The sequence below is a fragment of the Actinophytocola xinjiangensis genome (assembly GCF_001921215.1).
Taxonomy (GTDB): domain Bacteria; phylum Actinomycetota; class Actinomycetes; order Mycobacteriales; family Pseudonocardiaceae; genus Actinophytocola; species Actinophytocola xinjiangensis.
In genome coordinates, this window is sequence record NZ_MSIF01000010.1 from 214,423 (window position 1) to 239,507 (window position 25,085).

Consider the following 25,085-nt stretch of genomic DNA (forward strand, 5'->3'; position numbering starts at 1 on the left):
ACAGCTGGGCCCGGTAGCATGCTGTAATCGTGCCGCCGCGTGTGACCGCGAGTATGCCCTGAATGGAGTAACCCGGAAGTATCTACTTCTGGCAGAGAGTGTTGGACTCGCCTTGCTGGTCCCCCAATGGACTGGTACGGTCCCCGTTGATGAGTGACTAGTCGCTCTCGTTGGGGCGAAATGAATGATTCTCACTCATCGGTCGCATTGGGGGAGTGAGATGTGAAGGTAATTGTCTATGCCTACGGCAGTCGTGGCGACGTGCAGCCGTACCTGGCCCTGGCGACGGCACTGAATGCCGCCGGCCACCACGCGGTGCTGAGCGCACCCCGGATGTACGAGTCGTTCGTCACCGGCCACGGCGTCGAATTCGCGCCACGGAACGACGAGTACCTTCGGCTGCTCGACGACCCCGAGGTGCGCGACGTCCAGCAACGGGCGAACGGGCGCAAGGGAAACCCGAAGGATCTCCAGGACAAAATCGACGCGGTGCGTGCCAGGAAGAACGAACTGGTGACCCGGGTCTACCCGATCATGCTGGACGACCTGGCCACCGCGGCTGGTTCGGACGCCGATCTCATCGTGCACCAGTACAGCGGTATCGACCAGGCGCACCACGTCGCGGAAAAACTCGGCATACCGTCGGTACTGGCCGTGCAGCACCCGAATTTCGTGCCCTCCCGGCATTACCCGAGCGTTGCCGTGAAGCCGGGCGCGAAACTGCCTGGATTCCTGAACCGGCTCAGCCACGTCCCGACCCGCGACGCCGTCGACAAGAAGGGCAAGCTGTTCGTCGACGACTGGCGCACCAACCGTCTCGGCCTGCCGGCGAGAAAGGGGCAGCACAACCGCCTGCGCCGCGCCGACGGCGCCGTCGTCCCCTTCCTGCACGCGTTCAGCCGCCATTTCGTGGCCCCCGCGCCGGACTGGCCCTCGACCGTGCACACCACCGGCTTCTGGTTCCTGCGCGACGAGTCCGCCTGGACCCCGCCCGCCGCCCTGGAGGCCTTCCTGTCGGCCGGTGACCGGCCCGTGGCGATCGGCTTCGGCAGCCTCGTCGGCCCCGACCCCGCCGCCACCGGCGCGCTGGTCACGCAGGCCGTGCGCTCGGCCGGCGTCCGCGCCGTCGTCGTCACCGGCTGGGGCGGCATCGAGATCACCGATCCCGGCGACGACCTGCTGGTCATCGAGCAGGCCCCGTACGACTGGCTGTTTCCCAGGGTGGCGGCCTCGGTCCACGCCGGCGGCATCGGCACCATCAGCGCCGCGCTGTCGGCCGGACTGCCCCAGGTGGCCTGCCCGTTCCACGACGAGCAGCTGATGTGGAGCCAGTTGGCGCATCGCCACGGCGCCGCCCCGGCGCCGCTGCGCCAACGCGACCTCACTGTCGAGAACCTGACCGCCGCGATTCGCCAGGTGCGGGACACGCCCGGCTACCGCGACGCGGCCAGTGCGCTCGGTGCCAGGATCCGTTCGGAGTCCGGGGCGCGGGAGGCGGTCCGTGTTCTTGACGGAATCGTCGCGAAAACCGGTACGAGGAGTTGATGGATTCGATACTCTTCTGGTGGGGCCGGCCCTGAGGGTCGGTAAGTTTTGGGGATCTCGACAAAAAAGTGGGGAAAGGCTGCGGAATGCAGATTCGGGAACTGCGCGCGTTCGTCGCGATAGCGGACGCTGGCAGGATGGATGTTGCCGCAAGGCATCTGGGGTACTCTCAGCCAGCGATCAGCTATCAAATCAAATGCCTTGAACGGGAATTCCAGGTCAGATTATTCAGGCGTGCGCCAACTGGTGCCCGCCTGACCAGAGAAGGCGAAATGATCCTGCCTTCGGCGCGCGCGATTCTGGCGATCGTGGACAGTATCAAACCCGGTGTCGGTAGCGATCCTTCCGTCGATGGGTTCGAGTGGGCCAACAGTAAGATCAACATGGCCAACAAGAGATTCGAGATGTCCGAGGTCGAGGAACGGGCCGCCGCTACTCAGTAGCTCTGTTCCCTGGTAGTGGTCGTGCTGGGTCCGGGGCGTTGGGGTGCTGCCGTGGACCCACACCACCAGGGCGGGGGCAACACCGCCCTGCACGATCAACCACGAGCCATCGCATCGCCCGCCGGGCCCCTGTGCTTCCATCAGTCGACCATGCCCCCCAGTGTTCGGATCGCGAATGTCAGCTGTCCTGTTCGGTCTGCTCACGCTCCCGCTCTACCTGGCGATGCTCTGGCCCCTGGTCGTCGCGTCCCGCCGGGTACTGGGGATGCGGATCGGCACGGTGCGCGCACTGGTCGGTGCCCTGATCGGCTGGGTCGTGGCCGTCCGGCTCGCCTATCTGCTCTCCGAACCGCTCGAACGGTCCCCCAACCTGGTCTTCGGCCTGCTGATGCCGATCGCCGGGTGCGCGTTCCTCGGTACGCTGATCTTCCTGTTCCTGGCCGAGATGGCGATCCCGAGCGGCGGACGCCTCGGGATCGTGGGTCGGATCCGGTCCCTGCGCCGCCGTGTCTCCCGGGCCCGGCGCTACTCGCAGGTGAGCCGGATCGCGATGAAGCACGGCATCGGGCCCTACCTCGTGGGCCGGAAGGGACCTGACGGCACGCGACACGCCGTCCTCGCCCGATCGTTCCGGCGCGCGTTGGAGGACTCCGGTGTCACGTTCGTGAAGCTCGGGCAGGTCCTGTCCACCCGCCAGGATCTGCTCCCGCCGGTGTTCATCGACGAACTCTCCCGCCTCCAGGACCAGGTGCCGCCGGCCCCGTTCGCCGAGGTCGAGAAGGAGCTGACCGAGGAACTGGGCAGGCCGGTGGACGAGGTGTTCGCCGAGTTCGACCGTGAACCGCTCGCCGCCGCGTCGATCGCGCAGGTGCACCGGGCCCGGTTGCACAGCGGTGAGGACGTCGTCGTCAAGGTTCGGCGGCCGGGGTTGGACCGGATCGTCGATCGGGACCTGGACATCATTCGGCGGGTCGCGCGGTCGTTGCAGCTGCGCGCCCGGTGGGCCAGTTCCCTCGGCGTGGTCGACCTCGCCGAGGGGTTCGCGGACGCGTTGACCGAGGAACTCGACTTCCGGCGGGAGGCGCGCAACATCGCGGCCGTCGCCGCCGCCGACACCGGGGCCGACGTCGCCGTTCCGGTGGTGCACGCCGAACTCTCGGGCGAGCGGGTGCTGGTGATGGACCGGCTGGTCGGCGAGCCGCTGCGCGCGGCGGCCGGCGGCGTCGACCGGGAGCGGCGGGCCTCGCTGGCCGCGTCGCTGCTCGACTGTCTGCTCCGGCAGGTGCTGCTGCACGGCATCTTCCACGCCGACCCGCACCCCGGCAACGTCCTGCTGCTGCCCGACGGCCGCCTCGGGCTGCTCGACTTCGGCTCGGTCGGCCGGCTGGACACCGGGCTGCGCGACGGGCTGCGCGACGTGTTCGCCGCCATGGACCGGGGGGACGCCGCCGGACTGCGCGACGGGCTGCTGGCCGTCGTGGACCGTCCGGACGAGATCGACGAGCACCGGCTCGAACGGGCGCTGGGCACGATGTTGGCCAAGCACCTCGCCGACGGCAACCCGCCGGACATCGCGATGTTCACCGACATGTTCACGCTGATCACCGAGTTCCGGCTGGCCGTCCCGCCGCCGATCGCCGCCGTGTTCCGCGCGCTGGCGACCGCCGAGGGGACGCTCACCCTGCTCTCCCCGGGCTTCGACATCCTCGCCGAGTCGCGCGCGTTCGCCGCCGGTCTCGTGGCCGAGAAGCTCCACCCCGACACCATGCGCCGCACCATGACCAACGAGCTGGTCGCGATGCTCCCCGTCCTGCGCCGGCTTCCGCGCCGCATCGACCGGGTCACCTCCGCGCTCGAACACGGCCGGCTGTCGGTCAACATCCGCCTGTTCGCCGACGAACGCGACCGCAACGTCGTCACCGGCCTGCTCCACGAACTGCTGCTGGCCTTCACCGGCACCGCCACCGGCCTGATGGCGGTGCTCCTGCTCGCCAGCGAGAGCGGCCCCAAGGTCACCGACGACGTGACCCTCCACCAGGTCCTTGGCTACAACCTGCTGGTCGTCAGCGCCATGCTCGGCCTGCGCCTGCTGTTCGTCGTCTTCCGCGCCCAGCGCGGCCGGGTCGTGCGACAACAGGGCAGTGGCCAGTGAGCCGCCGGCCCCGGGCTACCGTGCGGGGATGGCGGTGAAGAGTTGCTCCTCGTGCGGACACGACAGCCTCGAACCGGGCTTCCTGGCCGACCGGGGCTCGCCCAACGGGGCGTTCGCACAGTGGTTCCGGGGCGCGTTGGAGACCGGCGCGTTCGGCGGGGCCAAACGGCTGGGCCGGGAGTACGTCGCCGTGCATGCCTATCGGTGTACGCGGTGCCACCACCTGGACCTGTTCACCGAGTGACCGTAGCGAGAATGTAGGTCCGGAGGTAGGCGCCCGGCCGACGATGGCGCCATGGCCCCTCGACTCAGCCGCCGTGGAGTGCTTCTCGCGGTGCCGGCGACCCTGCTGCTGCCGTGGCCGGCGGCGGCCCGCGCGGCCCGCGCGGCCGGCGCCGACATGGAACTCGTCGTCCTGGCCGCGCAGTGCGACCCGGTCAAGACCGGCACCGGGCTGACTCCCGGCGCGGGGCCGAGCGTCACGCTCGTCGAACAGGCCCTGGCCGACCTGGGCTTTCTCTCGTCCGCCTATGTTGACGGGCATTTCGGGACCGCCACCCGGGCCGCCTACGGACGCTTCCAGCAGTCCCTTGGCTACACCGGGCCGGACGCCAACGGGTTCCCCGGCCGGGCCTCGTTCGTCGCCCTCGCCGAAGGACGTTATCCGGTGACCCGGCTGATCACGCCGGGGGCGCGCACCACCCACCAGGGCTTCCCGTTCAACGCGCGCACCGTCGCCATGCTCACCGAGGCGCGGCGCCTGGCGGGGGTGCCGTTCGTCGTCGAGCAGGGCTCGTACTCGCCGGGGGAGGACCCGACCTCGGCCGGCACGCACGACGGCGGCGGCGCGGTCGACCTGGACGCCGAGGCGCTGACCGCCGCGCAGCGCACGGCCGCGGTCACGGCGCTGCGCCGGGTGGGGTTCGCGGCGTGGCTGCGCCGCCCGGCCCAGGGGGACTGGCCGCTGCACATCCACGCGGTGGCCGTCAACGACACCGACCTGTCCACCCCGGCGCAGGACCAGGTCGGCGACTACTACCTCGGCCGCAACGGGCTCGCCAACAACGGGCCCGACGACGGACCGACGGTGCCGAAGGTGACCTGGGAGGAGTACCGCCGGGCCACCAGCTAACCAACCCTGCACCAGATTGGAAGTCAGCATGAGACTGCGTTGGAAGGCCGGGGCGGTGGCGGCCGCGGTGGCCGCGCTCGTCGCGGCCGGGGTCACGCTGGTGACGACACCCGCCGCCGCCGCGGCGCGCGACGGTGTCTGCGACTCAGGAGAGTTCTGCTTCTACTACAACAGCGACAACGCCGGCTCGATCTCCGACCACGCCGGCTCGCTGTCCGACTACGGCACCACCCAGCCCAGCTGCTACGAGTTCAAGGGCCCGGGCAACGGGCAGGGCCAGTGCATCAAGAACAACGCGGCCTCGGTGTGGAACCGCAGCGGCGGGACCGTGCGGGTGTACTACAACACCGGCTACGGCGGCACGTCGCAGGACTTCGGGTCCGGTGCCAAGGGCAACCTGAACTCCACGATGAAGAACAACAACGCCTCCCACCAGTTCAACCCGGGCAGCAGCGGCCAGTTCTGGCTGCCGTTCCCGTGCGGTGAGACCTGGGAGGCCGGCACCCGCACCGGGCACAGCCCGGCCAACGCGGTCGACTTCAACCACTACCCGGACGACCTCAACTGGATGGTCTACGCCTCCGCGCCCGGCACCGTGTCGGTCGTCGGCAACACCGGCGGCACCTCCTACGGCCGCTACATCGTGATCAACCACTCCGGCGGCTACCAGACCCTCTACGCGCACCTGAACTCGCAGAACGTGTCGGTCGGCCAGAACGTCACGGAGAAGACGATGATCGGCCGGGTCGGCTCCACCGGCGGCTCCACCGGACCGCACCTGCACTACGAGCAGAAGCGCAACGGTTCGGTGCTCCAGGTCAAGTTCCGTGACGGCAACCCCGTCTACTGGGGCAAGACCAACCTGCGCCGCACCACCAACTGTCCCTGATCCTCTCCACCGGCCGATGGTCGCCCGTCCCCCACCGGCGGCCATCGGCCCTCCTACCCGTCGAGCACGCCCAGCAGTTGGCGGCAGTCCTGCTCGCTGGAGACGTTGCCGTTGCGCCGGAACATTTCCGCCGCGCGCAGCAACGCCGGCACGGCGCGGTCCCGGTCGCGCAGGTCGGCGTGCACCTGGCCCCTGGTCAGCAGCGTGTAGGCCACGCAGCGGTCGTCCTGCAACTCGGTGAACACGCCCAGCGCGCGGTCCAGGTCCCGCAGCGCCTGGTGCGACTCGCCGGCCCGGTGGCGCAGTTCGCCCAGCTCACGCAGGACGACGGCCTCGCGGTGCACGTCGCCGTCGGCGGTCGCGATCTCCAGGGCTTGGGCGAACCACAGGCGGGCGTCGTCGAGCCGGCCCCTGGCCACCAGCAGCCGTCCGGCCGCGCACCGCAGCTGTGCCTCCATCGCCCGGTTCCCGGTGCGGACGAAGATGTCCAGCGACTGGTTGACGTACCGCAGCGAGCTGTCGTAACGGCCCCGGTGCCGGTCGATGGTCGCCATGCCGGAGGCCGCGAGTCCTTCGCCGAGCACGTGCCCAGCCGCCCGAAACAGCACTAGCGAGCGCGTCATGTTGCCAGCAGCTTCCGTCAACTCGCCCCGGTAGATCTGCACGTGCGCGAGCCCACGCAACAGCTCGGCCCGGCCGAGGTCGCCGTGGTTGAGCCGCAGCGCCAGGTCGTGGTTGGCCAGCCAGTCGTCGTAGAAGGCGCGGTCGTCGTGGTAGGGGACCAGCGCGGCGGTCAGCGCCCGGCACAGGTCGGGCCGCCGGCCGGCGGCCAGCCGCACCAGCCCGGAGAGCAGTTTGCGTTCGGCGTCGAGCCAGGCGAGCGGGTCGCGCACCAGCCGCTGCGCGACCGCGTCCGGCAGCCGCCAGCCCGGCGGCTCGCCGATCACCGGTTCGAACATGCTCGGCGGCCGGCGGCGCTGGGCGCGGGCCAGCAGGTCCAGCCACGCGCCGAGCAGCCGTTCGAGGGCCGCCGCGCTCTCCCCGGCCCGCTCGGCGGCGTAGACACGCAGCAGGTCGTGCAGTCGGTAGCGGGGCTGGCCGGCGCGGTCGGTGGACACCAGCTGCACGAGGTTGGCGTCGACCAGCACGTCGAGCACGTCGTCGGCGCGCGGGCGGTCCAGCAGCGCGGCGAGCACCCAGCCGGGGAACTCGTGTGGTCCGAGCAGGCCCAGCAGCCCGAACCCGCGCACCACGTCCTCGGGCAGCGACCGCAGCGACAGGTCGACACTGGCCCGCACGTCCAGGTCACCGAGTTTGAGCTCGGCCAGCCGCTGCGACTCGTCGGCGAGGCGTTCGGCCAGCACCTCCAGCGTCCAGGACCGCCGGCCCAGCAGCCGCCCGCCGGCGATCCGGATGGACAGCGGCAGGTTGCCGCAGTACCGCAGGATCGCCCGCGCCGCCTCGGGTTCGGCGCCGACCCGGTCCTCGCCGACGATCCGCGCGAGCAGCTCGTACCCTTCGGCGGCGGTGAGCGTGCCGAGTTCGACGTGCCGGGCGCCGGGCAGGTCGGTGAGCAGGTGGCGGCTGGTGACCACGACCGCGCTGCGCCCGTTGGACGGCAGCAGCGGCAGGACCTGCGCGGAGCCGCTGGCGTCGTCGAGCACCAGCAGCGTGCGCAGGTCGGCCAGGTGCGAACGCAGCAACGCCGAACGCGCGGCGACCCCGTCGGGCAGGTTCTGCCCGGCGACGCCAAGACAGCGCAGGATCTCGGCGAGCAGCTCGGCCGGCGGGCGGGGCTGGCCGGAGGTGCCGGCCAGGTCGAGGTGCAGGTGCGCGTCGGGGAAGGCATGCGCGACCTGGTGGGCGGCGCGCAACGCCAGCGTCGACTTCCCGGTGCCCGGCCCACCGTGCACGACCACCACGGCCGGTGCGTCCCCGTCGGCGGAGATCAGCCGGTCCACCACCGCCCCGGCGACCGCGCGCCGCCCGGTGAAGTCCGGAATGACGGCCGGGAGTTGGCGTACGCCGCCGGGCCGCAGCGTGCCGTCGAGGATCTGCTGGTGCACCCCCCGCACCCCGGAGCCGGGCTCGGTGCCCAACTCCTCGACCAGCACCGACCGCAGCCGCCGGTACTCGTCGAGCGCTTCGGCCTGCCGCCCGCCGTGGTAGAGGGCGACCATCAGCTGGCGCCAGAACTGTTCACGCAGCGGGTGTTCGGCGACCAGCGCCCGCAGCTCACCGATCACCGCCGCGTGCCGCCCCAGCCCGATCTCCGCGTCGAACCGGGATTCGAGGGCGGAGAGCCGTAACTCGGTGAGCCGCTCCACCCGCACCCGCACCCGGTCGGTGACGGCGGCGTCGGCGAACGGGGCGCCGCGCCACAGTGCCAGCGCGTCGCCGAGCAGCCGGGTGCCCAGGTCGGTGTCCCCACGTCGCAGCGCGGCGTTGGCCGAGCCGATCCACGACTCGAACGCGAGCGCGTCGACGTCGCCGGGCTCGGCGACCAGGCGGTAGCCGAGGGCCGAGCGGGTCAGGATCGCGTCACCGAGCAGCCGACGCAGCCGCGACACGTAGCCGTGGATCTGGGTGGGCGCGGTCTTGGGCGGGGCGCCGGCCCACACCTCGTCGATGAGCTGGTCGGTGTGCACGGGGTCGGGGGCCTGCGCGACCAGGCTGGCCAGCACCGCACGACACTTCGCGGCACCGATCGCACGCCAGATCGCGCCGTCGAACACTTCCATCGACCCGAGGACCCGAATGCGCATCGGCGCGGCCTCTCTCGACCGGACTTGGCCAGATGCAGTGTTACATATTCACGAACTGCCCATCGGCCTGTTCAACAGCCCGACTCCTGGCCGGGACCGAGATGTCGCCGCCCGACCCCGGCCGGAGCCGCGTCAGCCCGCGAGCGCGGCGCGAGCTGGGACCGGCGTGGCCAGGTGCCCGTCGAGGCGGTCGGCTTCTCGGCTCAGCGCGTGCGCGATGCGCCGCATGGTGCCCGGGTCGTGGAAACCCAGCCGAATCGTCTGACCGTTGGCGCCGATGACGATCTCGGCGAGATCGTCATCGGGATCCAGTCCGCCGGACACCGGACATCCGTGCTCGACGTAGGTGTGTTGGTTGATCTCCAGGTATCGCATGGGTGGGTCCCTCTCGGTGCTTCGTTAGAATGTTGGACATAACCGGATCTGTTGGTCCAACAATGTCACCCTTGGTCCAACGAAGCAAGTCAGGGTGGGAGTCATCAATGCCAAGACGGTCGCCAGGCGCGCGAGCTGTCGGTATCGGCGCGGAGCTACGTCGCCTTCGGGAGGCGAAGTCGCTCTCGCTGCGACGTGTCGCGGAGGCCGTCGGCATCGGACCCGACAAGCTCAGTCGGGTCGAGAACGGCAAGCAGAACCCCGATGTGGACGACGTGTCCGCTGTCCTGGCGATCCTGGGTGTCACGGGCGAGACACGTGAACGGATTCTCGACGAGGTCCGCAACGTGGACGAGCCGGGCTGGTGGGAGCGTCACCTCGGGATCACGAAGGAGAGCGCGGCGCTCGCCGACTACGAGTCGCGCGCCGAACATGTCATCGACTGGGCACCTCTGGTGATACCCGGGCTGTTGCAGACCATGGACTACGCCGGGGCAGTCATGGAGATGTACGGCATCGGAGCCGAGGACATCGGCGTTCGCCTGGGTGCCCGCCGCGAACGACAGCGGGCGGCAGCAGACACCTCCTACGACGCGTACATTGGCGAATCCGCGCTGCGGACCGTTGTTGGCAGTCCTGGTGTCATGCATGCCCAACTGGGGACGTTGCTGGACATCGGAGGCCGCCGGTCGGTACGCGTGGTCCCGTCGGCTGGGCCTGCTCACCTGGGGCAACTGGGTGGATTCATCCTGCTTCGCTTTCGGTCGGCGCCGAGCGTCGTGCACGTCGAACTGTTGCGCTCGGGAGTGTTCCTGGATCGACGCGAACTCACGGATCCCTATCTGAACGCGGTAACCCAGGTCAGCGCTGTCGCACTGACTGAGACAGAATCGGCCCACCTCATCAGGCAAGTCCGACAAGAGATGGAGGGCTGACGATGATTGAACAGGTTCGCTGGCGCAAGAGTGACCGGAGCGGGGCACAGTCGAACTGCGTCGAGGTCTCCCACAACCTCGATGCGGTTCGTGACAGCAAGTGCCCGGACGGCTTACTGAACGTCGACGTCGGCACGCTGTTGGAGTCGGTCAGGAACGGGCGTTTCGACCACTGAGCAGGTCGGCGCGGTCTGTTCGGGCCGGCCGTGTCCGGGTCAGCACGGCTCGCCAGGACATGAGGAGCACCGTGATGGATCTGACCGATGACGTGGTCGCCGAGGTCGAGCGTCGCCTGGGAGTGCGGCTGGACCGCGCCGCGACGGCGACCGGGGCGTGGGCCGAGTCCGCCGGGCACCGCACCGACCGCGATACCTGGGTCCGGGTGGACTCCCGCCCGGTTGCCCGCATCCAGCCACAGTCCTGGATCGGCGCCGAGGCCGCCTCGGTGATCCGGGACGTCCCCAAGCCGGACTGGTTGCAGTCGGCCACCTGGCGCGACCCGGCCGGGACGACCGTGTGGCGGGCCGACGAGATGGAACTGGTTGCCGACGCGGTGATCACGAGGTCGGGCGCGATGCTCACCAGTGACCCCGGTCTGCCCGACGCCTGGTGGGCGGACCTGCGTGCCGCACTCGCCGCGCTGGCCCGGTTCACCACGTTCCGGGTATCGGGCCGGCAGGAACTGATCACCCGGCGGATCAGCCAAGTGCTTGGCGACCAGGTCCATCACGTCGACACGACCGTCACCGAATGGGCCACGTCGCACGGTGACCTGCACTGGGGAAACATCACCGGGCCCCGACTGGTGATCCTGGACTGGGCCGACTGGGGTCTGGCGCCGCGCGGCAACGACGCCGCCTGTCTGTGGGCCACGGCCTTGGGAGTCCCCGAGATCGCCGACCGGGTCCTGGCCGAGTTCGGCGACGACCTGCACACCCGCTCCGGACGAATCGCTCGGCTGTGGACGACGTGCAACATCCTGCGCATCGCGCCCCGCCGCGCGGACGCGCGGTCTCTGACCAAACCTGCCCGCAGGGCCGCGGACCAGTTGCTCACCGACCTTTCCTGACATCGGTGTTGTGCTCGCGCGCGACCCGGACGCGGCCGGGTTCGGCACGCGCTGCCCACCGTGCGGGAGCACCTAGGGTGTGGCGGGTGCAGAGTGCAGACCGGTCGTCCCTTCCGCGTTCCTTCCGCCTGATCGTCTCGGGAGGAGGGACCGGCGGCCACACCTATCCCGCGCTGACCGCCGTCCGCACGCTGCGGGACCGTTTCGCGGCGGACGGTGGGACGTTCGACGTGCTCTGGATCGGCACGGTCGAGGGACTGGAGGCCCGTGTCGCCCCCATCGAGGGCATCCCGTTCGCGACGGTGGTGACGGGCAAGATCCGCCGGGCCGCGAACCCGTTGAAGATGCTGTCCCTGGCGAACCTGCGGGACATGGCTCGGGTGCCGCTCGGTATCGCCCAGGCCAGGAAGATCATTCGTGGGTTCGCGCCCGACGTCGTCCTGGCGACCGGTGGGTACGTGGCGGTCCCGGCGGGGTTGGCCGCCCGGCTGTGCCGGGTTCCGCTGGTGCTGCACGAGCAGACCGTCCGGCTGGGACTGGCGAACCGCCGGCTCGCCGGGTCCGCCGCGCGGGTGGCGGTGTCGTCGGAGTCGACGCTGCCGCTCCTGCCGGAATCGGTGCGTTCGTCGGCGGTCGTCACCGGTAATCCGGTGCGACCGGAAGTGCTGACCGGTCATCCGGGCAAGGCGGTGGCCGCGCTGGGGCTGACCGGCTTCGACCGTCGACTGCCGACCCTGTACGTCACCGGAGGAGCCCAGGGCGCCCAGCAGATCAACGCGGGCGTGGGCGACGCGTTGCCCTGGCTGCTGGAACGCGTGAACGTGATCCACCAGTGCGGGGCGGACAACGTGGAGAGCATGCGCCGGTACGCGGCCGCACTGCCGGACGCCCTGCGGGGCCGTTACCACCTGACCGGCTTCGTCGGGTCGGAACTGCCCGACGTCCTGGCACTCGCCGACGTCGTGGTCTCCCGCAGTGGCGCCGGCACGCTCGCCGAACTCACCGCCCTGGGGAAACCGGCCGTGTTCGTGCCGCTGGCCTCGTCGGCGGGCGGCGAACAGGCCCACAACGCCCGCCACCTCCAGGAGGCTGGCGCCGCCGTCGCGCTCCTCGGTGACTTCACCGCGGCCCGGCTGTGCGGCGCCCTCGAACCGCTCCTGGCCGACCCCGCGCGCCGCGCCAGGATGGCGCAGCGAGCCCGGGCACTGGGGCGACCTGACGCCGCGGACCGGCTCGTCGAGGTGGTCCTGTCCGCCGCCACCTGAACCGACGCGACGACAAGCCGGCAGCCGGCCCCACCGGCGTGAACCGGTCTGGTCAGCCGGCGAGTTCCTGGCCGGGGCCGAAGATCTCGTAGTGGATGCGGTGCGCCGGTACGTCCCGGTCCGCCAGGGCGGCGCGCACGGCCGTCATGAACGGCACCGGTCCGCACAGGTAGAACTCGGCGTCGGGCGGTAGGTCGACGGGGCCGAGGTCGATGCGGCCGGAGCGCAGGTGGGTGTGGGTCTCGCGGGTGCCGAGGTTCTCGTACCAGCGGTAGAGCGCCGCGTCGGGTAGGTCGTCGACCAGGGCGGTCAGTTCGGCGCGGTGGGCGTGGCGGGCGGGGGAGCGGTCGGCGTGCAGGACGAGGACGCGGCGGCGTGGGGCGGTGGTTCGCAGGTGGTCGAGGAAGCAGAGCATGGGCGTGATGCCGATGCCGGCGGAGACCAGGACCAGTGGGGTGTCGTCGTCGGTGAGGGTGAGGTCGCCGAAGGGGGCGGACACCGCCAGCGGGTCGCCCTCGAAGACGTTCTCGTGGAGGTGGCGCGACACCTCGCCGTCGGCCTTGACCGAGATCGCGACCGTTCGGTCGTCGCTGACGCGGGTCAGGCTGTACTGGCGGATCTGGCGGGCGCCGTCGGGCAGGGTCACCGCGACCGAGACGTACTGGCCGGGCCGGGGGCGCGGTAACGCGGCGCCGTCGGGGCTGGCCAGGACGAACCCGACGGTGTCGGGCGCCTCGTGGGCGCGGCGACGCACCACCAGCGTGCGCCACACCGCGCCCGGGGCGACGCCGGCCGCCGCGTAGAGCCGGCGTTCGGCGGCGATCAGGGCGTGCGCCAGGTGCCAGTAGACCTCGTCCCAGGCCTGTTCGACGGCCGGGGTCACCGCGTCCCCGAGGACCTCGGCGATGGCGGCGAACAGGTGCTCGCGCACGATCGGGTACTGGTCCTCGGTGATGCCCAGCGACGCGTGCTTGTGCGCGATGCGGTCGAGCACGGCCGCCGGGTCCGGCCCGTTCTCGGCGACCAGCAGGGCGGCGTAGCCGGCGATAGCCGAGGCCAGCGCGCGCTGCTGGTCACCGCGGGCCTGGTTGCCGCGGTTGAACAGGTCGCGTTCCAGGTCGGGGTGCGCGGCGAACAGCCGCCGGTAGAACACCGGGGTGATCTCGTCGATCGCGCCGCCGACGACGGGCAGCGTCGCGCGGACGATCTGGGCCGAGGCGGGGGAAAGCATGGCACACCTCATCTTCCGAGGGAGAGCAGCAGGGATCTGGTCGGCGCGGCGGTGACGTCGGCGATGGTCAGCGGGTCCAGGGTCGCCAGGAACGCCTCCTGGGCGCGGCGCAGCGCCGACCGCAGCCGGCAGCCTCCGCGCAGTGGGCAGGGAACGGTGCCGTCGCAGTCGACGACCTCGCCGGTGCCCTCCAGCGCGCGGACGAGCCGGCCGACGGAGAACTCGCGTGCGCCGTCGGCCAGGCGCAGGCCGCCCGCGCGGCCCCGGCGGGTTTCGACCACGCCGAGCTTGCGCAGCGCGGTGACGGCCTTCGCCGCGTGGGTGGCCCGGACGGCGAGTTGGTCGGCGAGGGCGGCGGTGGTCGTGTCCTGGTCGTCGACGCCCAGCCGCATCACGATGCGCAGCGCCAGGTCGGTGAACATCGTGAGTTGCACGGGTCAACGATAGTCAAATACGCATCCAGGATGCGTATTTTATGGCCTCTCCCACACTGCCGGGTGCCCGCCGCGCCGGCATCATGGTCCGGATGGGAGCGACGATCGCCGTGTTCACCCGGGACCTGCGGGTGCGGGACAACCCGGTGCTCGCCGCCGCGTGCCGGGGTGCCGACCGGGTGGTGCCGCTGTTCGTGCGTGATCCCCGGGTGTTGTCCAGTGAGTTCTCCCTGGGGCGCAAGGACTTCCTCGAAGAATGTCTGTCCAATGTGGACTCGTCGCTGCGGGCGCGGGGTGGTCGACTGGTCCTGCGTGACGGCGACCCGGTCGAGCAGATCGCCCGGGTGGCCGACGAGGTCGACGCGCGCCGCGTCCACCTGGCCGGCGACGTGTCCGCCTACGCGCGGCGCCGGGCCGACGCGCTGACCGACGCCCTGGGCCGCCGCGAACTGGTGATCCACGACGACGTGCACGCCGTCGTGCCGCCGGGGAGAGTACTGCCGGCCGGACGCGACCACTTCGCGGTCTTCGGGCCCTACTTCCGCCGCTGGCAGGAAGCCCCCACGCGCCGGGAAGTGCCGGCCCCACGCCGGATCGCCGTGCCCGAATCGGTGCGCTCGGCCCGGTGCGCCGCGCGCACCGGCGGCGAGACCGCCGCCCGCCGCCGACTGAGCGCCTGGGTCAACGGCGGCCTCGGCGACTACGCCGAGCACCACGACCTGCTGGCCGTCGACGGCACGTCCCGGCTCTCCCCGTACCTGCACCTGGGCTGCGTGTCCCCGCTCGAACTGGCGCGCCGCGCCGGCCCCGGCGCCTTCACGCGCCAACTCGCCTGGCGCGACTTCCACCTCCAGGTCCTCGCCGCCCGCCCGGACACCACCCACCGCGACTACCGGCCCCGGGGCGACCGCTGGCGCGAGGACCCCCAGGCGCTGCGGGCGTGGCAGGACGGCCTGACCGGCATCCCGATCGTCGACGCCGGCCTGCGTCAGCTGCGCACCGAGGGCTGGATGCACAACCGCGCGCGGCTGATCACCGCCAGCTTCCTCACCAAGACCCTCTACCTGGACTGGCGGGCCGGCGCGGCGCACTTCTTCCGCTGGCTGCTCGACGGCGACCTCGCCAACAACTGCCTGAACTGGCAGTGGGTCGCCGGAACCGGCACCGACACCCGCCCCAACCGCGTCCTCAACCCCCTGCGCCAGGCCGCCCGCTACGACCCGGACGGCGAGTACGTCCGCCGCCACGTCCCCGAGCTGTCCCACCTGCCGGCGTCGACGATCCACACCCCGTGGCGCCACCGCGGGCGGGTCGACTACCCGCCGCCGGTCGTCGACCTCGCCGAGGGCCGGGCCCGCTTCCTCGCCGCCCGGCGCTAGCCGCCGACCAGGATCAGCACGCCGATCCCGATCAGCACCACGGGCAGCGCGACATGCCCCCACCGGCCAGCGCCGTGGCGACGACCGGCCGGGTGGCCAGGTACTTCCCCAGCGCGCACCACACGGCCACCAGCGCCAGGAACACCAGGACGTACCCGACCGTCCCCCCGGTCGTGAACACCGGTACGTACACGCCGACGTTGTCCCCGCCGTTGGCGAAGGTCACCGCCGCCACCGCCAGTACCGCCGGTCCGGCCGGGGCCGCCGGCTCGGGCCGCCCGTCCCGGCGTTCGCGCCAGGTCTGCCAGGCGGCGCGAACGCCCAGGGCCAGGGGAAGCAGGCCGAGGTAGGGGAGGGTTGGGTGCGGTGGAGTCTGCCCTCAGGCGGTGAGCAGGCCCAGGCCCAGGGTGACCACGCCGGCGGCCAGGGCCAGGGCGCCGAGCCACACCAGCGTGATCAGCCGGTTGGGTCGGGTGATCTCGCCCCGGCCCATGGACGAGAAGAAGAACCCGGCCGACATCAGAGCGGCCGCCGCCGGCGGGCCGGTCCTGGCGATCCAGCCGAGGGCGCCGTCGAGAGCGGCGGCGTCGGCCAGGACGAGGGTGATCAGGCTGAGGGTGACCAGCACGCCGGCGTGCGCGTGCCCGGCCCGGGCGAACGACTTCTGGAACGGCGTCATCGCCACCTTCCCCCGGACGATCCTGGTCATGAACCAGCCGCCGACCTCGATACCGACGATCGTCAGCAGGATCGCGCCGGCCAGGTAGCGCGACGGGTCACTGAGTGCGAGTTCCATGTCCACTCCTCGGACATCAATAGAAACGATGTTACGAAACACTGTTACGATACACTTGTTCCGTGGCTCGACCCAAACTCCACGATGACGCCGTCCGCCTGAGGCTGCTGGACGCCGCCGCCGCGATCGTGTTCGACCAGGGCGTCGACGCCCTGAGCCTGCGCCGCGTGGCGGCCGACGCACACACCTCGACCACGGCCGTGTACTCCCTGTTCGGCAACAAGGCCGCCCTGCTCGCCGCCCTCTACCGCGAGGCGACGCGCCGCTTCGCCGCCCGCCTGGCCACCGTCGAACCCACCACCGACCCGGCCGACGACGTCCTGCGCCTTGGCCTGGCCTACCGCGACTACGCCCTCACCGACCCCCACCTCTACGCGATCATGTTCTCGTTACGCACCGACGACCCCGACGACCCCGACGAGGAGGCGGCGAGCACCCTCCAGCCCCTGGTCGAGGCGATCCGCCGGGGCCAGACCGCCGGCCGGTTCGTCGACGTCGCGCCGGAACGGATCGCCCTCGCCTGCTGGGGTGTGGCCCACGGCCTGGTCTCCATCGAACTCACCGGCGCCGTCCCCCCGGGCCTCGACGTCGCCACCGACTACGAGCCCGCCCTGCGCGCCATGGTCACCGGCTGGCTGGCCCCATGAACGTCAAGCGCGGTGGGCCGCTGGTCGTGGCGCTCCTGTTCGCCGCCGGCTGCACCAACTCGGTGACCCCCGACGTCGTCGAGGGTCGGGCGATGCCCAACGGCAACGGCACGGCGATCTCCTTCCACGACAGCGGAACCGAGTACGACGACAACAGCTTCGTGACCGCCGGCATCCCGTGGGCCGGCCCGGACGGCACCTGGCACGACGGCACCAACGGCACCAACTGCGTCGGCACCGACACGACCGCCGCCACCCGCGTGCGACTGGGAATCATCTGGGTGGAACCCGTCGACGACGGTATCGGCGGGCAACGCCTGGCCTGGCTGGTGTGCCTGGAATAGTCGACCCCACTTTTTTCGGCGAGCATGTCGAACCGTGTCCCCCCGCTCCGTCCCGGACACGACAACCGCGAAGCAAGGGAGACACGCAGATGGGTACGAAGGTCACCGCCGGCGCCACCATGTCGCTCGACGGGTACATCGCCGGGCCGGGGGAGAGCGGGTTCGACGAGCTGTTCCAGTGGTACGGCAACGGTGAAGTCGAGGTGCCGTCCGCCAGCCCCCGGGTGCCGGGGCTGCGGCTCTGCGCCGCCAGCGCCGAGCTGGTCGGCCCGGAGTGGCGGGCCACCGGCGCCCTGCTCGTCGGCCGCTACCTCTACGACATGACCAACGCCTGGGACGGCCGTCACCCGATGGACGTCCCGGTCGTGGTGCTCACCCACCAGCGGCCGGCCGACCGGCCCACCGACGACGAGAACTTCGCGTTCGTCACCGACGGGATCGGCGCGGCCGTCGCGAAGGCCAAGGAGCTCGCCGGGGACCGCAACGTCGGCGTGAACGGCGGCCAGATGGCCCGGCAGTGCCTGGAAGCCGGCCTGCTCGACGAGATCGGCGTCGACCTGGTCCCGGTGGTGCTCGGCGGCGGCAAGACCCTGTTCGGTGATCTCGCCGCGCCCGTCCGGTTCGACGGGCCGACCGTCACGGTGCAGGGCAACGGTGTCACCCACCTGAGGTACCGGGTTCGCTCTTGACGGGTCTACGACAGTCATGACGGGTCTACGACAGTGACGGGGAGTGGACACCGTCAGGTCTTGAGTGGAATGTCGCGCGCTTCCTAGCGTTCTGCCCGTGACCGAGCAGACGCCCGCCCCGGAGCCGGAACCCGGGCCAGGGGAGCAGCCACCCGTCGAGCCGGCCGTCGAGCCGGACCAGGAGGACGTCCCCGGCCCGTGGACCTGGCGGCTGGCCGGGGCGGCGCGACCCACTCCGACCAGGAGGTCCAGTTGAGACGCCCGAGACCACCGATCCGCTGGTTCATCGTCCTCGTCGCGCTCGTGGCGCTGGTCGTGCCGACCCTGTCCGCCGCCCGGCCGGCGCCCGCCGCCGACGACAAGATCTCCCCCCAGCTGGTGGCGGCGCTCGACGCCGGCCCGGCCGACTTCTGGATCCGGTTCGACCGGGCCGACACCGACACCGCCGCCGCCCGCGCGATCACCGACTGGGTCGGCCGGGGCCAGCGCGTCGTCGACGGGCTGACCGACGCGGCCAAGACCTCCCAGGCCGCGGTGCGGCGGCTGCTGGACGCGCGGGGCGTGTCCTACCAGTCGTTCTGGGTGAGCAACGCGATCCTCGTGCGCGGCGGGACGATGGCCGCCGCCACCGACGTCGCCCGACTGGCCGGCGTGCTGGACCTGCGCGCGCCGCAGGTCTACGAGCGCCCGGCCCCGGTCACCTCGACGCCGGCGGCGGCCGTCGCCGACGGTGTCGAGTGGGGCGTGGCGAACATCAACGCCGATGACGTGTGGGCCGAGTTCGGCACCCGGGGCGAGGGCGTGGTCGTCGGCAACATCGACACCGGCGTCCAGTACGACCACCCCGCGCTGGTCGCCTCCTACCGGGGCAACAACGGCGACGGCACCTTCACCCACGACTACAACTGGCTCGACACCTCCGGCCAGTGCGCCGGCACCCCGTGCGACGCCGACGCCAACGGCTCGCACGGCACCCACACCATGGGCACCATGGTCGGCTCCGACGGCCCCGGCAACCAGATCGGGGTGGCGCCGGGCGCGCGGTGGATCGCCGCCAACGGCTGCGCGGTGTGCTCGGACGTCGACCTGGTCGAGTCGGCCCAGTGGATGCTCGCGCCGACCGACGCCGACGGCGGCAACCCCGACGTCGCCAAGCGCCCGCACGTCATCAACAACTCGCTGGGCAGCCGTTCCCCCTCCGACGACCCGTTCCTGGAGGACGTCCTGACCGCCTGGGCCGACGCCGGGATCTTCGGCGTGTGGGCCAACGGCAACCTCGGCCCCAGCTGCCGGACCAGCAGCTCACCGGGCAGCCGCACCATCAACTACTCGGTCGGCGCCTACGACGAGGACAACGTCGTCGCCTCGTTCTCCAGCCGGGGCCCCGGCCAGGACGGCGAGACCAAGCCGAACATCGCCGCGCCGGGCGTGGCGGTGCGCTCGGCCTCGCAGGGCAACCTGTACCGGCTGATGTCGGGCACCTCGATGGCCACCCCGCACGTCACCGGCGCCGTCGCGCTGCTGTGGTCGGCCGACCCGACCCTGGTCGGGGACGTCGCCGGCACCCGCGCGCTGCTCGACCTGTCCGCCGTGGACACCGCCGACCCGTCGTGCGGCGGCCCGGCCGGTGACAACAACAGCTACGGCGAGGGCCGTCTGGACGCGCTGGCCCTGCTGCGCGCCAGCGACGCCGGCGGCACCGGCACCCTGACCGGCACGGTCACCGACGCCGCCACCGGCGACCCGGTGTCCAACGCGACGGTCGCGGTGACCGGCCCGGTGGACCGGGAGACCACCACCGCGCCCGACGGCACCTACTCGCTGGTCCTGCTGCCCGGCGACTACCAGCTGACCGTCGACGCGTTCGGCCACGACCCGGTGACCAGGGCGGCGTCGATCACCGTCGGCGGCGTCACCACCGTCGACGTGCCGCTGACCGCCACCGACACGGTCACCGTCACCGGCTCGGTGCTCGACGGCTCCGGCCACGGCTGGCCGCTGCACGCGCGGGTCGCGGTCGACGGCGCCCCCGACCGCACGGTGTTCTCCGACCCGTACACCGGCCGCTACCGGCTCGACCTGCCGGCCAACGCCGCCCACACGCTGCGGGTCACCGCCCAGTACCCCGGCTATCTGGTGTCCCAGCAGGTCGTGCGGACCGGCGTCACCGACGTCGAGCGGGACGTCGAGGTCGCGGTGGACGCGCAGGCCTGCGCGGCGCCCGGCTACGACTGGGCGGTGCGCGGCACCCGCACGCATTTCGACGAGCCGACCGCCCCCGAGGGCTGGACGGTGACCGACAACAACGGCAACGGCGGCGTGTGGGCGTTCGACGACCCGGGCGCCCAGACCAACCGCACCGGCGGGTCCGGCGGCTTCGCCATCCTCGACGGCACCTACTACCTGCCCAAGCAGACCCGCTGGGACTCGACGCTGACGTCCCCGGTGGCCGACCTGTCCGACGAGCCGGCGCCGGCGCTTGACCTCAACGTCGACTACACCTCGCACAGCCCGGGGCACGCCACCGGCGAGATCGACCTGTCCCTGGACGGCGGCGCGACCTGGGAGAACGTGTGGCGCCGGCTGACCGGCGGGCAGCGGCACATGCCGCTGCACGTGGACCTGCCGCAGGCGGCGAACCAGCCGCAGGTCCAGGTCCGCTTCCGCTACACGACGATGAACACCGGCTGGTGGCAGATCGACGACGTGGTGCTGGGCCGGGAGTACTGCGCGCCGGTGCGCGGCGGGCTGGTCGCCGGCCAGGTGACCGACGACAACACCGAGGCGTACCTGGCGGGCGCGCGCGTCACCGCCGCCGGTCTGCCGGCCCCGGTGACGTCGCGGGCCACGCCGGAGGACCCGACGCTGCCCGACGGCTACTACTGGCTGTTCGCGCCGAAGGGCGGTTCGGTCGAGGTGTCGGCCGCGCGGTCGAACTACGTGACCGACACCCGACAGGTCAACGTCGCCCCGAACTGGGTGACCCGGCAGGACTTCGTGCTGCGGGCCGGATACCTGGTGGCCAGCACGACCGACGTGACCAGCACCCAACGCCTGGGCGCGACGACGACGAAGAACGTGCGGTTCACCAACGAGGGCGCCGCCCCGGTCGAGGTGACCCTGCACGAGGACGGCGGCAACGCCACCATCCTGCGCGCCGGCGGCCCGGCGGTGAACCGGGTCCCGGCGGCCACCACCCCGCGCCGCGACACCGCCGCGCGCCGGGCGGCGCCGGCCGAGTCGACCGCCCCGGCGGCGGCGCCGTGGACGCCGATCGCGAACTATCCGCGTCCGGTCATGGACAACACCGCGGTCACCGGTGACGACGGCACGGTGTACTCGTTCGGTGGTGAGTTCACCAACGAGGTGTTCGCGTTCGACCCGGTGACCGCCGCGTGGCGGCCCCGCGCGGCGATGGGCAGCGAGCGGCAGAAGCCGGCGGCGGCGTTCGTCGACGGGAAGGCGTACGTCACCGGCGGTTGGTGGGTCAACGGTGTTCCGGTGCCGGAAACGGAGATCTACCACCCCGGCACCGACACCTGGACCACCGGCGCGCCCGTGCCGCGTGCCATGGCCGGGTCCGGCGTCGGCGTGGTCGGCGGGTCGATGTACGTGATCGGCGGGTGCGACACCAGCGGCTGCGGCCACGACGACGCGTTCGCCTACGACACGGGAAATGACACGTGGCACCAGATCGCCGACTACCCGGAGCCGGTGTCCTGGTCGTCCTGCGGCGGCATCGGCGGGAAGCTCTACTGTGCCGGCGGTGTCACGGAAGCCAACGGCGCCACCACGAACGCGTACGTGTACGACCCTCGTGGTGGCGCGTGGGCGCCGGTGGCGGACATGCCGCTGGACCTGTGGGGCTCGGCGTACGCGTCGGTCAACGGTCGCCTGGTGGTGTCCGGCGGTTCGGTGAACGCCGGCCGCGCGATCACCAACGAGGGCGTGGCCTACGACCCGGCGTCCGACGCGTGGACCCCGATCCCGAACTCCAACGAGTCGGTCTACCGGGGTGGAAGTGCGTGCGGCCTGTACAAGATCGGCGGCGCGGTCGCCGGCTACTCGTCCATCCCACGCGGCGAAGTCCTTCCCGGGTACGGGAACTGCGGGGCGTCGGCCGAACTGCCGTGGCTGTCGGCGGACGTCGAGACGTTCACCCTGGCCCCCGGCGCCAGCGTCCGGGTGGCCCTCACCTTCGACACGACGGCCCCGTCCGTCGACCAACCCGGCACCTACACGGGAAGGGTCACGGTCGCCAACGACTCCCCGTACGCCGCCGGCCTGGACGTGACCATGAACGTCCAACCCCCGAAGACGTGGGGCAAACTCACCGGCACCATCCACGGCCAACGCTGCGACGGCACCCTGATCCCCCTGGGCGGCGCCACAGTGGCCCTGGACTCCTGGGCCACCACCCACACCTTGCGCACCGACCGCGACGGCCGGTACGCGCTGTGGCTCGACAAACGCAACAACCCGGTGTCCATGATCGTCGCCCTGGACGGCTGGCGCCCCAAGGCGGTCCCGACCATCCGTATCAGGGCAGGTGAGACCACGACCGTGAACCTGACCCTCACCACCCTGTCCACCTGCTGACCTACCGTCCCCGCCACCCGGCCGGTGCACGACACTGGCCGGGTGGCGGCTCGCGTTCCAACGATCCTGGCGACCTCGATGGGGTTCAACCGCGCCCGCGTCCCGTGGCGACCGGGTCCGGCGTTCACCTACGCCTTCGACCTGGCCGACGCCGCGTCGCGGCCGCGACTGTGCGTCGTGTCCAATGGTGACCAGCGGGACGGGTTCGACGCCGCGTTCGCCGGAAGCGGAGTGCGGGTCTCGCACCTGACCTACGACACGCCGGACGTGGCCGTGCGCCTGCGTGAGCAGGACGTGATCTGGGTCGACCGGGGCAGCGTGGTCGCCCTGCTGGCAGCGTGGCGCGCCAACGGACTCCCGGCCGTTCTCCGGGACTGTTGGCGGGCCGGGGTGGTCCTGGCCGGCGAGTCCGCCGGTTCACTGTGCTGGCACACCACCATGATCACCGACTCGCACGGCACGGTCCGGGGCATCGGTGGTGGCCTGGCCCTGCTGCCCTACGCCAACGCGGTCCACTACGACGAGGGCGACCGCCGGGCGGTGCTGCACCGCACGCTCGCCACCGAGGCCATGACCGGGTACGCCACCGACACCGGCGCGGGACTGCACTACGAGAACGACACCCTCGTCGCCGCGATCGCCGACCGGCGCAACGCCGGCGCCTACCGCGTCACCCGCTCCGCGGACGGCCATCTCCAGGAGGAACGCCTCGACGTTCGCCGGCTGAAACGGGACAAGGGCGCGTAGCCGCCGCGTCGGGGTCAACCGGACAGCCGGTGGGCGAGATCGGCTATCTCACCACGAACGTCGGCGCGACCTTCCCACCGACCCAGCACACGCAACGTTCGTCGGACCTCACTCAATGCCGAATGTGAACCGATCTGATCATGGGCGTCCAGCGCCTCCCAAGCGAGGCGGACGGCGTCGGCCGGTTGGCCCGCGTTGGCGTGTGCACGGGCCAGCTTCGCACGGCTGATCGTCGCCGTGCGCGGTGACGAACGGGCCAGTCCGTCAAGTCTGGATCGCAGCGCGCTGATGGCGCTGACACCACGGCCGAGGTATATGTCGCAGGTCGACTGGTAGACGGCGTGCAGGTCGTTGCCCACAACACTGCGCTGCCCCAGATGGGTCTCGTCGTCCCGCGCGGGTCGGGCGAGCAGGCGCATCGCCTCGTCCAGTGCTCGCGCGCTGGCCTCGGGCTGCCCCGCGAGGGCGTAGCCCATGGCTGTCTGCTTGGCAGCCAGTCCACGCACCCACGACAGCTCGGACATGTCCAGCACTGGCGAGACGACGTCGACCGCGCGCAGCCCGTCGCCGGTGAAGGTGGTGACCACCATGGCGCGTCGCACGAACGTGTAACCCACCATCGGGTCCCACCGAGCCGACGACGCCCACTGGGCGGCTCGGTCGATCCAGTACAGCGCACCGTTCGGGTCGCCGCTCTCCTCGCATGCCCAGGACAGCGACTCGGCGAAGCGAGCCTGCATGACCGTGTACCCGCGTCGGCTGCCCGCAGGGGCGCGGTGACGCAGCCTGTCCAGCATCGCCACCTGACCGGTCATACCGTCGATCAGTCGCGCTGGCGGCAGCGCTCGTGCCGCAGTGGAGAAACCTTCGAATGCCCGTTCGATCGATGCCAGCGTGCTGCCGTCGTCCCCGACATCGGTCGAAGTCAGGAGGTGGTCAATCTTGTCGGCCAGTGCGCCGCCGAGCGCCCCGATACTCAACCCGGCCAGCAGGTCACGGCGGGAGATCGGCATCGTCGCCCCTCCTGTCGGCAGTCGCAGCACCAGCATGTCGTCACTCGTGTCCGTGTCGGGTGCGCGTACAAGGTCGCTGTGCGGAGGTGTGGTTCCCACCAGCGCGGTGATGGCCCCGCCCGTGTCGTAGACGACGTCCAGGGCGTCGGCCAGCCACGGCTGGATCCGTCGACGCCCACTTTCCACATAGGACAACAGCGATTCGGCACAGCCAGCCTGCCTGGCCACAGCGGCCAACGTCAGTTTCCTGGAGGTGCGCAGTTCCCGCAGCATCACACCGAATCTCTGGTCACCAAGCACGTGCGCTCCCCGGCAGGGCCTTGACAGTTCCTCACAGCCGAGCGCGATCACTCGACCACACTCAGTCAAGCACAGGAGTATGGATTCATGACCAACGACCTACCGGCGATGGCACTGATCGCGGACCTTGCCACCGCGAGTCAGCAACTCGCCGTCTACGTACTTCGTGTCCTGGACGCCCAGGCCGGGCGGGCGGAACCGCCATCGCCGGTCACGGAACAGGTGCTGGCCGCTCGGCTGGTTGAGCTGGGGAACGCCCTGCGACCGCGTGTGGGATGCGCCTCGTCTCGTCGGAGCAGTGAGTCATGGACCCCGTGGGTGGAGAGTCGCGCCGCG

General features: G+C 71.3%; 24 protein-coding genes. 17 read left to right on the forward strand and 7 right to left on the reverse strand.

Going from position 1 to position 25,085, the window contains the following annotated elements:
- Positions 1-222: 222 nt before the first annotated feature.
- The 6 genes from BLA60_RS21320 (at position 223) to BLA60_RS21345 (ending at position 6,161) form a co-directional block, all read left to right on the forward strand.
- Positions 223-1,545 carry a glycosyltransferase gene (locus tag BLA60_RS21320; protein ID WP_075134708.1) on the forward strand — a complete coding sequence of 441 codons (1,323 nt, stop codon included), beginning with the start codon at positions 223-225 and terminating at the stop codon, positions 1,543-1,545.
- 86 nt (positions 1,546-1,631) lie between these two features.
- Entirely contained in the window at positions 1,632-1,988 is a 357-nt protein-coding gene (locus BLA60_RS21325; protein ID WP_084735159.1) for a LysR family transcriptional regulator, read from the forward strand.
- Positions 1,989-2,163: 175 nt separating this feature from the next.
- The gene (locus BLA60_RS21330) at positions 2,164-4,140 is read left to right on the forward strand and encodes an ABC1 kinase family protein (protein ID WP_075134709.1); all 1,977 of its coding nucleotides are present in this window, start codon (positions 2,164-2,166) and stop codon (positions 4,138-4,140) included.
- 28 nt (positions 4,141-4,168) lie between these two features.
- Positions 4,169-4,384 (forward strand): hypothetical protein, encoded by a 216-nt coding sequence (locus tag BLA60_RS21335; protein WP_075134710.1) that lies wholly within the window; start codon positions 4,169-4,171, stop codon positions 4,382-4,384.
- 51 nt (positions 4,385-4,435) lie between these two features.
- A complete protein-coding gene (locus tag BLA60_RS21340; protein WP_075134711.1) occupies positions 4,436-5,272 on the forward strand; it encodes a peptidoglycan-binding protein in 837 nt (278 codons plus the stop codon).
- Positions 5,273-5,300: 28 nt separating this feature from the next.
- Positions 5,301-6,161 (forward strand): peptidoglycan DD-metalloendopeptidase family protein, encoded by an 861-nt coding sequence (locus BLA60_RS21345; RefSeq protein WP_075134712.1) that lies wholly within the window; start codon positions 5,301-5,303, stop codon positions 6,159-6,161.
- A gap of 53 nt (positions 6,162-6,214) precedes the next feature.
- On the opposite strand, the gene BLA60_RS21350 is transcribed toward BLA60_RS21345, so the two are convergent.
- Together BLA60_RS21350 and BLA60_RS21355 are read right to left on the reverse strand one after the other, a co-directional pair.
- Positions 6,215-8,926 carry an AfsR/SARP family transcriptional regulator gene (locus BLA60_RS21350; protein ID WP_084735160.1) on the reverse strand — a complete coding sequence of 904 codons (2,712 nt, stop codon included), beginning with the start codon at positions 8,924-8,926 and terminating at the stop codon, positions 6,215-6,217.
- A 132-nt stretch (positions 8,927-9,058) separates the two neighbouring features.
- Complete coding sequence (locus tag BLA60_RS21355; protein ID WP_075134714.1) at positions 9,059-9,301, reverse strand: hypothetical protein; 243 nt, start codon at positions 9,299-9,301, stop codon at positions 9,059-9,061.
- Between the two features lie 107 nt (positions 9,302-9,408).
- Between BLA60_RS21355 and BLA60_RS21360 the strand changes: the two genes are divergently transcribed.
- From BLA60_RS21360 to BLA60_RS21375, 4 genes are all read left to right on the forward strand, one after another.
- Positions 9,409-10,236: a helix-turn-helix domain-containing protein gene (locus BLA60_RS21360; protein ID WP_075134715.1), complete on the forward strand. Its 828-nt coding sequence runs from the start codon at positions 9,409-9,411 to the stop codon at positions 10,234-10,236.
- Positions 10,237-10,238: 2 nt separating this feature from the next.
- Positions 10,239-10,412 (forward strand): DUF397 domain-containing protein, encoded by a 174-nt coding sequence (locus BLA60_RS21365; protein ID WP_075134716.1) that lies wholly within the window; start codon positions 10,239-10,241, stop codon positions 10,410-10,412.
- Between the two features lie 74 nt (positions 10,413-10,486).
- On the forward strand, positions 10,487-11,305 hold the full coding sequence (locus BLA60_RS21370) for a hypothetical protein (RefSeq protein WP_075134717.1): 819 nt from the start codon (positions 10,487-10,489) through the stop codon (positions 11,303-11,305).
- Positions 11,306-11,391: 86 nt separating this feature from the next.
- Positions 11,392-12,570 carry a UDP-N-acetylglucosamine--N-acetylmuramyl-(pentapeptide) pyrophosphoryl-undecaprenol N-acetylglucosamine transferase gene (locus BLA60_RS21375; RefSeq protein WP_075134718.1) on the forward strand — a complete coding sequence of 393 codons (1,179 nt, stop codon included), beginning with the start codon at positions 11,392-11,394 and terminating at the stop codon, positions 12,568-12,570.
- A 52-nt stretch (positions 12,571-12,622) separates the two neighbouring features.
- Here BLA60_RS21375 and BLA60_RS21380 read toward each other — a convergent pair whose 3' ends face one another.
- Both BLA60_RS21380 and BLA60_RS21385 read right to left on the reverse strand, forming a co-directional pair.
- Positions 12,623-13,801: a globin domain-containing protein gene (locus tag BLA60_RS21380; RefSeq protein ID WP_075134719.1), complete on the reverse strand. Its 1,179-nt coding sequence runs from the start codon at positions 13,799-13,801 to the stop codon at positions 12,623-12,625.
- Between the two features lie 8 nt (positions 13,802-13,809).
- Positions 13,810-14,235, reverse strand: coding sequence for an RrF2 family transcriptional regulator (locus BLA60_RS21385; RefSeq protein WP_075134720.1), 426 nt, complete (start codon positions 14,233-14,235; stop codon positions 13,810-13,812).
- A gap of 92 nt (positions 14,236-14,327) precedes the next feature.
- Here BLA60_RS21385 and BLA60_RS21390 point away from each other — a divergent pair, with 92 nt between their 5' ends.
- Positions 14,328-15,614 (forward strand): cryptochrome/photolyase family protein, encoded by a 1,287-nt coding sequence (locus tag BLA60_RS21390; RefSeq protein ID WP_075134795.1) that lies wholly within the window; start codon positions 14,328-14,330, stop codon positions 15,612-15,614.
- Positions 15,615-15,645: 31 nt separating this feature from the next.
- Here the strand turns inward: BLA60_RS21390 and BLA60_RS45625 are convergent, their stop codons facing one another.
- The gene (locus BLA60_RS45625; RefSeq protein ID WP_342744767.1) at positions 15,646-15,954 is read right to left on the reverse strand and encodes a cadmium resistance transporter; all 309 of its coding nucleotides are present in this window, start codon (positions 15,952-15,954) and stop codon (positions 15,646-15,648) included.
- Positions 15,955-15,993: 39 nt separating this feature from the next.
- Positions 15,994-16,410, reverse strand: coding sequence for a hypothetical protein (locus BLA60_RS45630; RefSeq protein WP_075134722.1), 417 nt, complete (start codon positions 16,408-16,410; stop codon positions 15,994-15,996).
- A 62-nt stretch (positions 16,411-16,472) separates the two neighbouring features.
- Here BLA60_RS45630 and BLA60_RS21405 point away from each other — a divergent pair, with 62 nt between their 5' ends.
- From BLA60_RS21405 to BLA60_RS21425, 6 genes are all read left to right on the forward strand, one after another.
- Positions 16,473-17,057, forward strand: coding sequence for a TetR/AcrR family transcriptional regulator (locus BLA60_RS21405; protein ID WP_075134723.1), 585 nt, complete (start codon positions 16,473-16,475; stop codon positions 17,055-17,057).
- Complete coding sequence (locus BLA60_RS21410; RefSeq protein WP_075134724.1) at positions 17,054-17,401, forward strand: hypothetical protein; 348 nt, start codon at positions 17,054-17,056, stop codon at positions 17,399-17,401. The genes BLA60_RS21405 and BLA60_RS21410 overlap by 4 nt, the downstream gene beginning before the upstream one ends.
- Before the next feature lie 89 nt (positions 17,402-17,490).
- The gene (locus BLA60_RS21415) at positions 17,491-18,090 is read left to right on the forward strand and encodes a dihydrofolate reductase family protein (protein WP_075134725.1); all 600 of its coding nucleotides are present in this window, start codon (positions 17,491-17,493) and stop codon (positions 18,088-18,090) included.
- Positions 18,091-18,187: 97 nt separating this feature from the next.
- A complete protein-coding gene (locus BLA60_RS43475) occupies positions 18,188-18,346 on the forward strand; it encodes a hypothetical protein (protein WP_154814498.1) in 159 nt (52 codons plus the stop codon).
- Positions 18,343-22,689 (forward strand): S8 family serine peptidase, encoded by a 4,347-nt coding sequence (locus tag BLA60_RS21420; protein WP_084735175.1) that lies wholly within the window; start codon positions 18,343-18,345, stop codon positions 22,687-22,689. The genes BLA60_RS43475 and BLA60_RS21420 overlap by 4 nt, the downstream gene beginning before the upstream one ends.
- A 42-nt stretch (positions 22,690-22,731) precedes the next feature.
- Positions 22,732-23,436, forward strand: coding sequence for a Type 1 glutamine amidotransferase-like domain-containing protein (locus tag BLA60_RS21425; protein WP_075134726.1), 705 nt, complete (start codon positions 22,732-22,734; stop codon positions 23,434-23,436).
- Positions 23,437-23,450: 14 nt separating this feature from the next.
- Here the strand turns inward: BLA60_RS21425 and BLA60_RS21430 are convergent, their stop codons facing one another.
- Positions 23,451-24,722, reverse strand: coding sequence for a helix-turn-helix domain-containing protein (locus tag BLA60_RS21430; RefSeq protein ID WP_154814499.1), 1,272 nt, complete (start codon positions 24,720-24,722; stop codon positions 23,451-23,453).
- Positions 24,723-25,085: the final 363 nt, after the last annotated feature.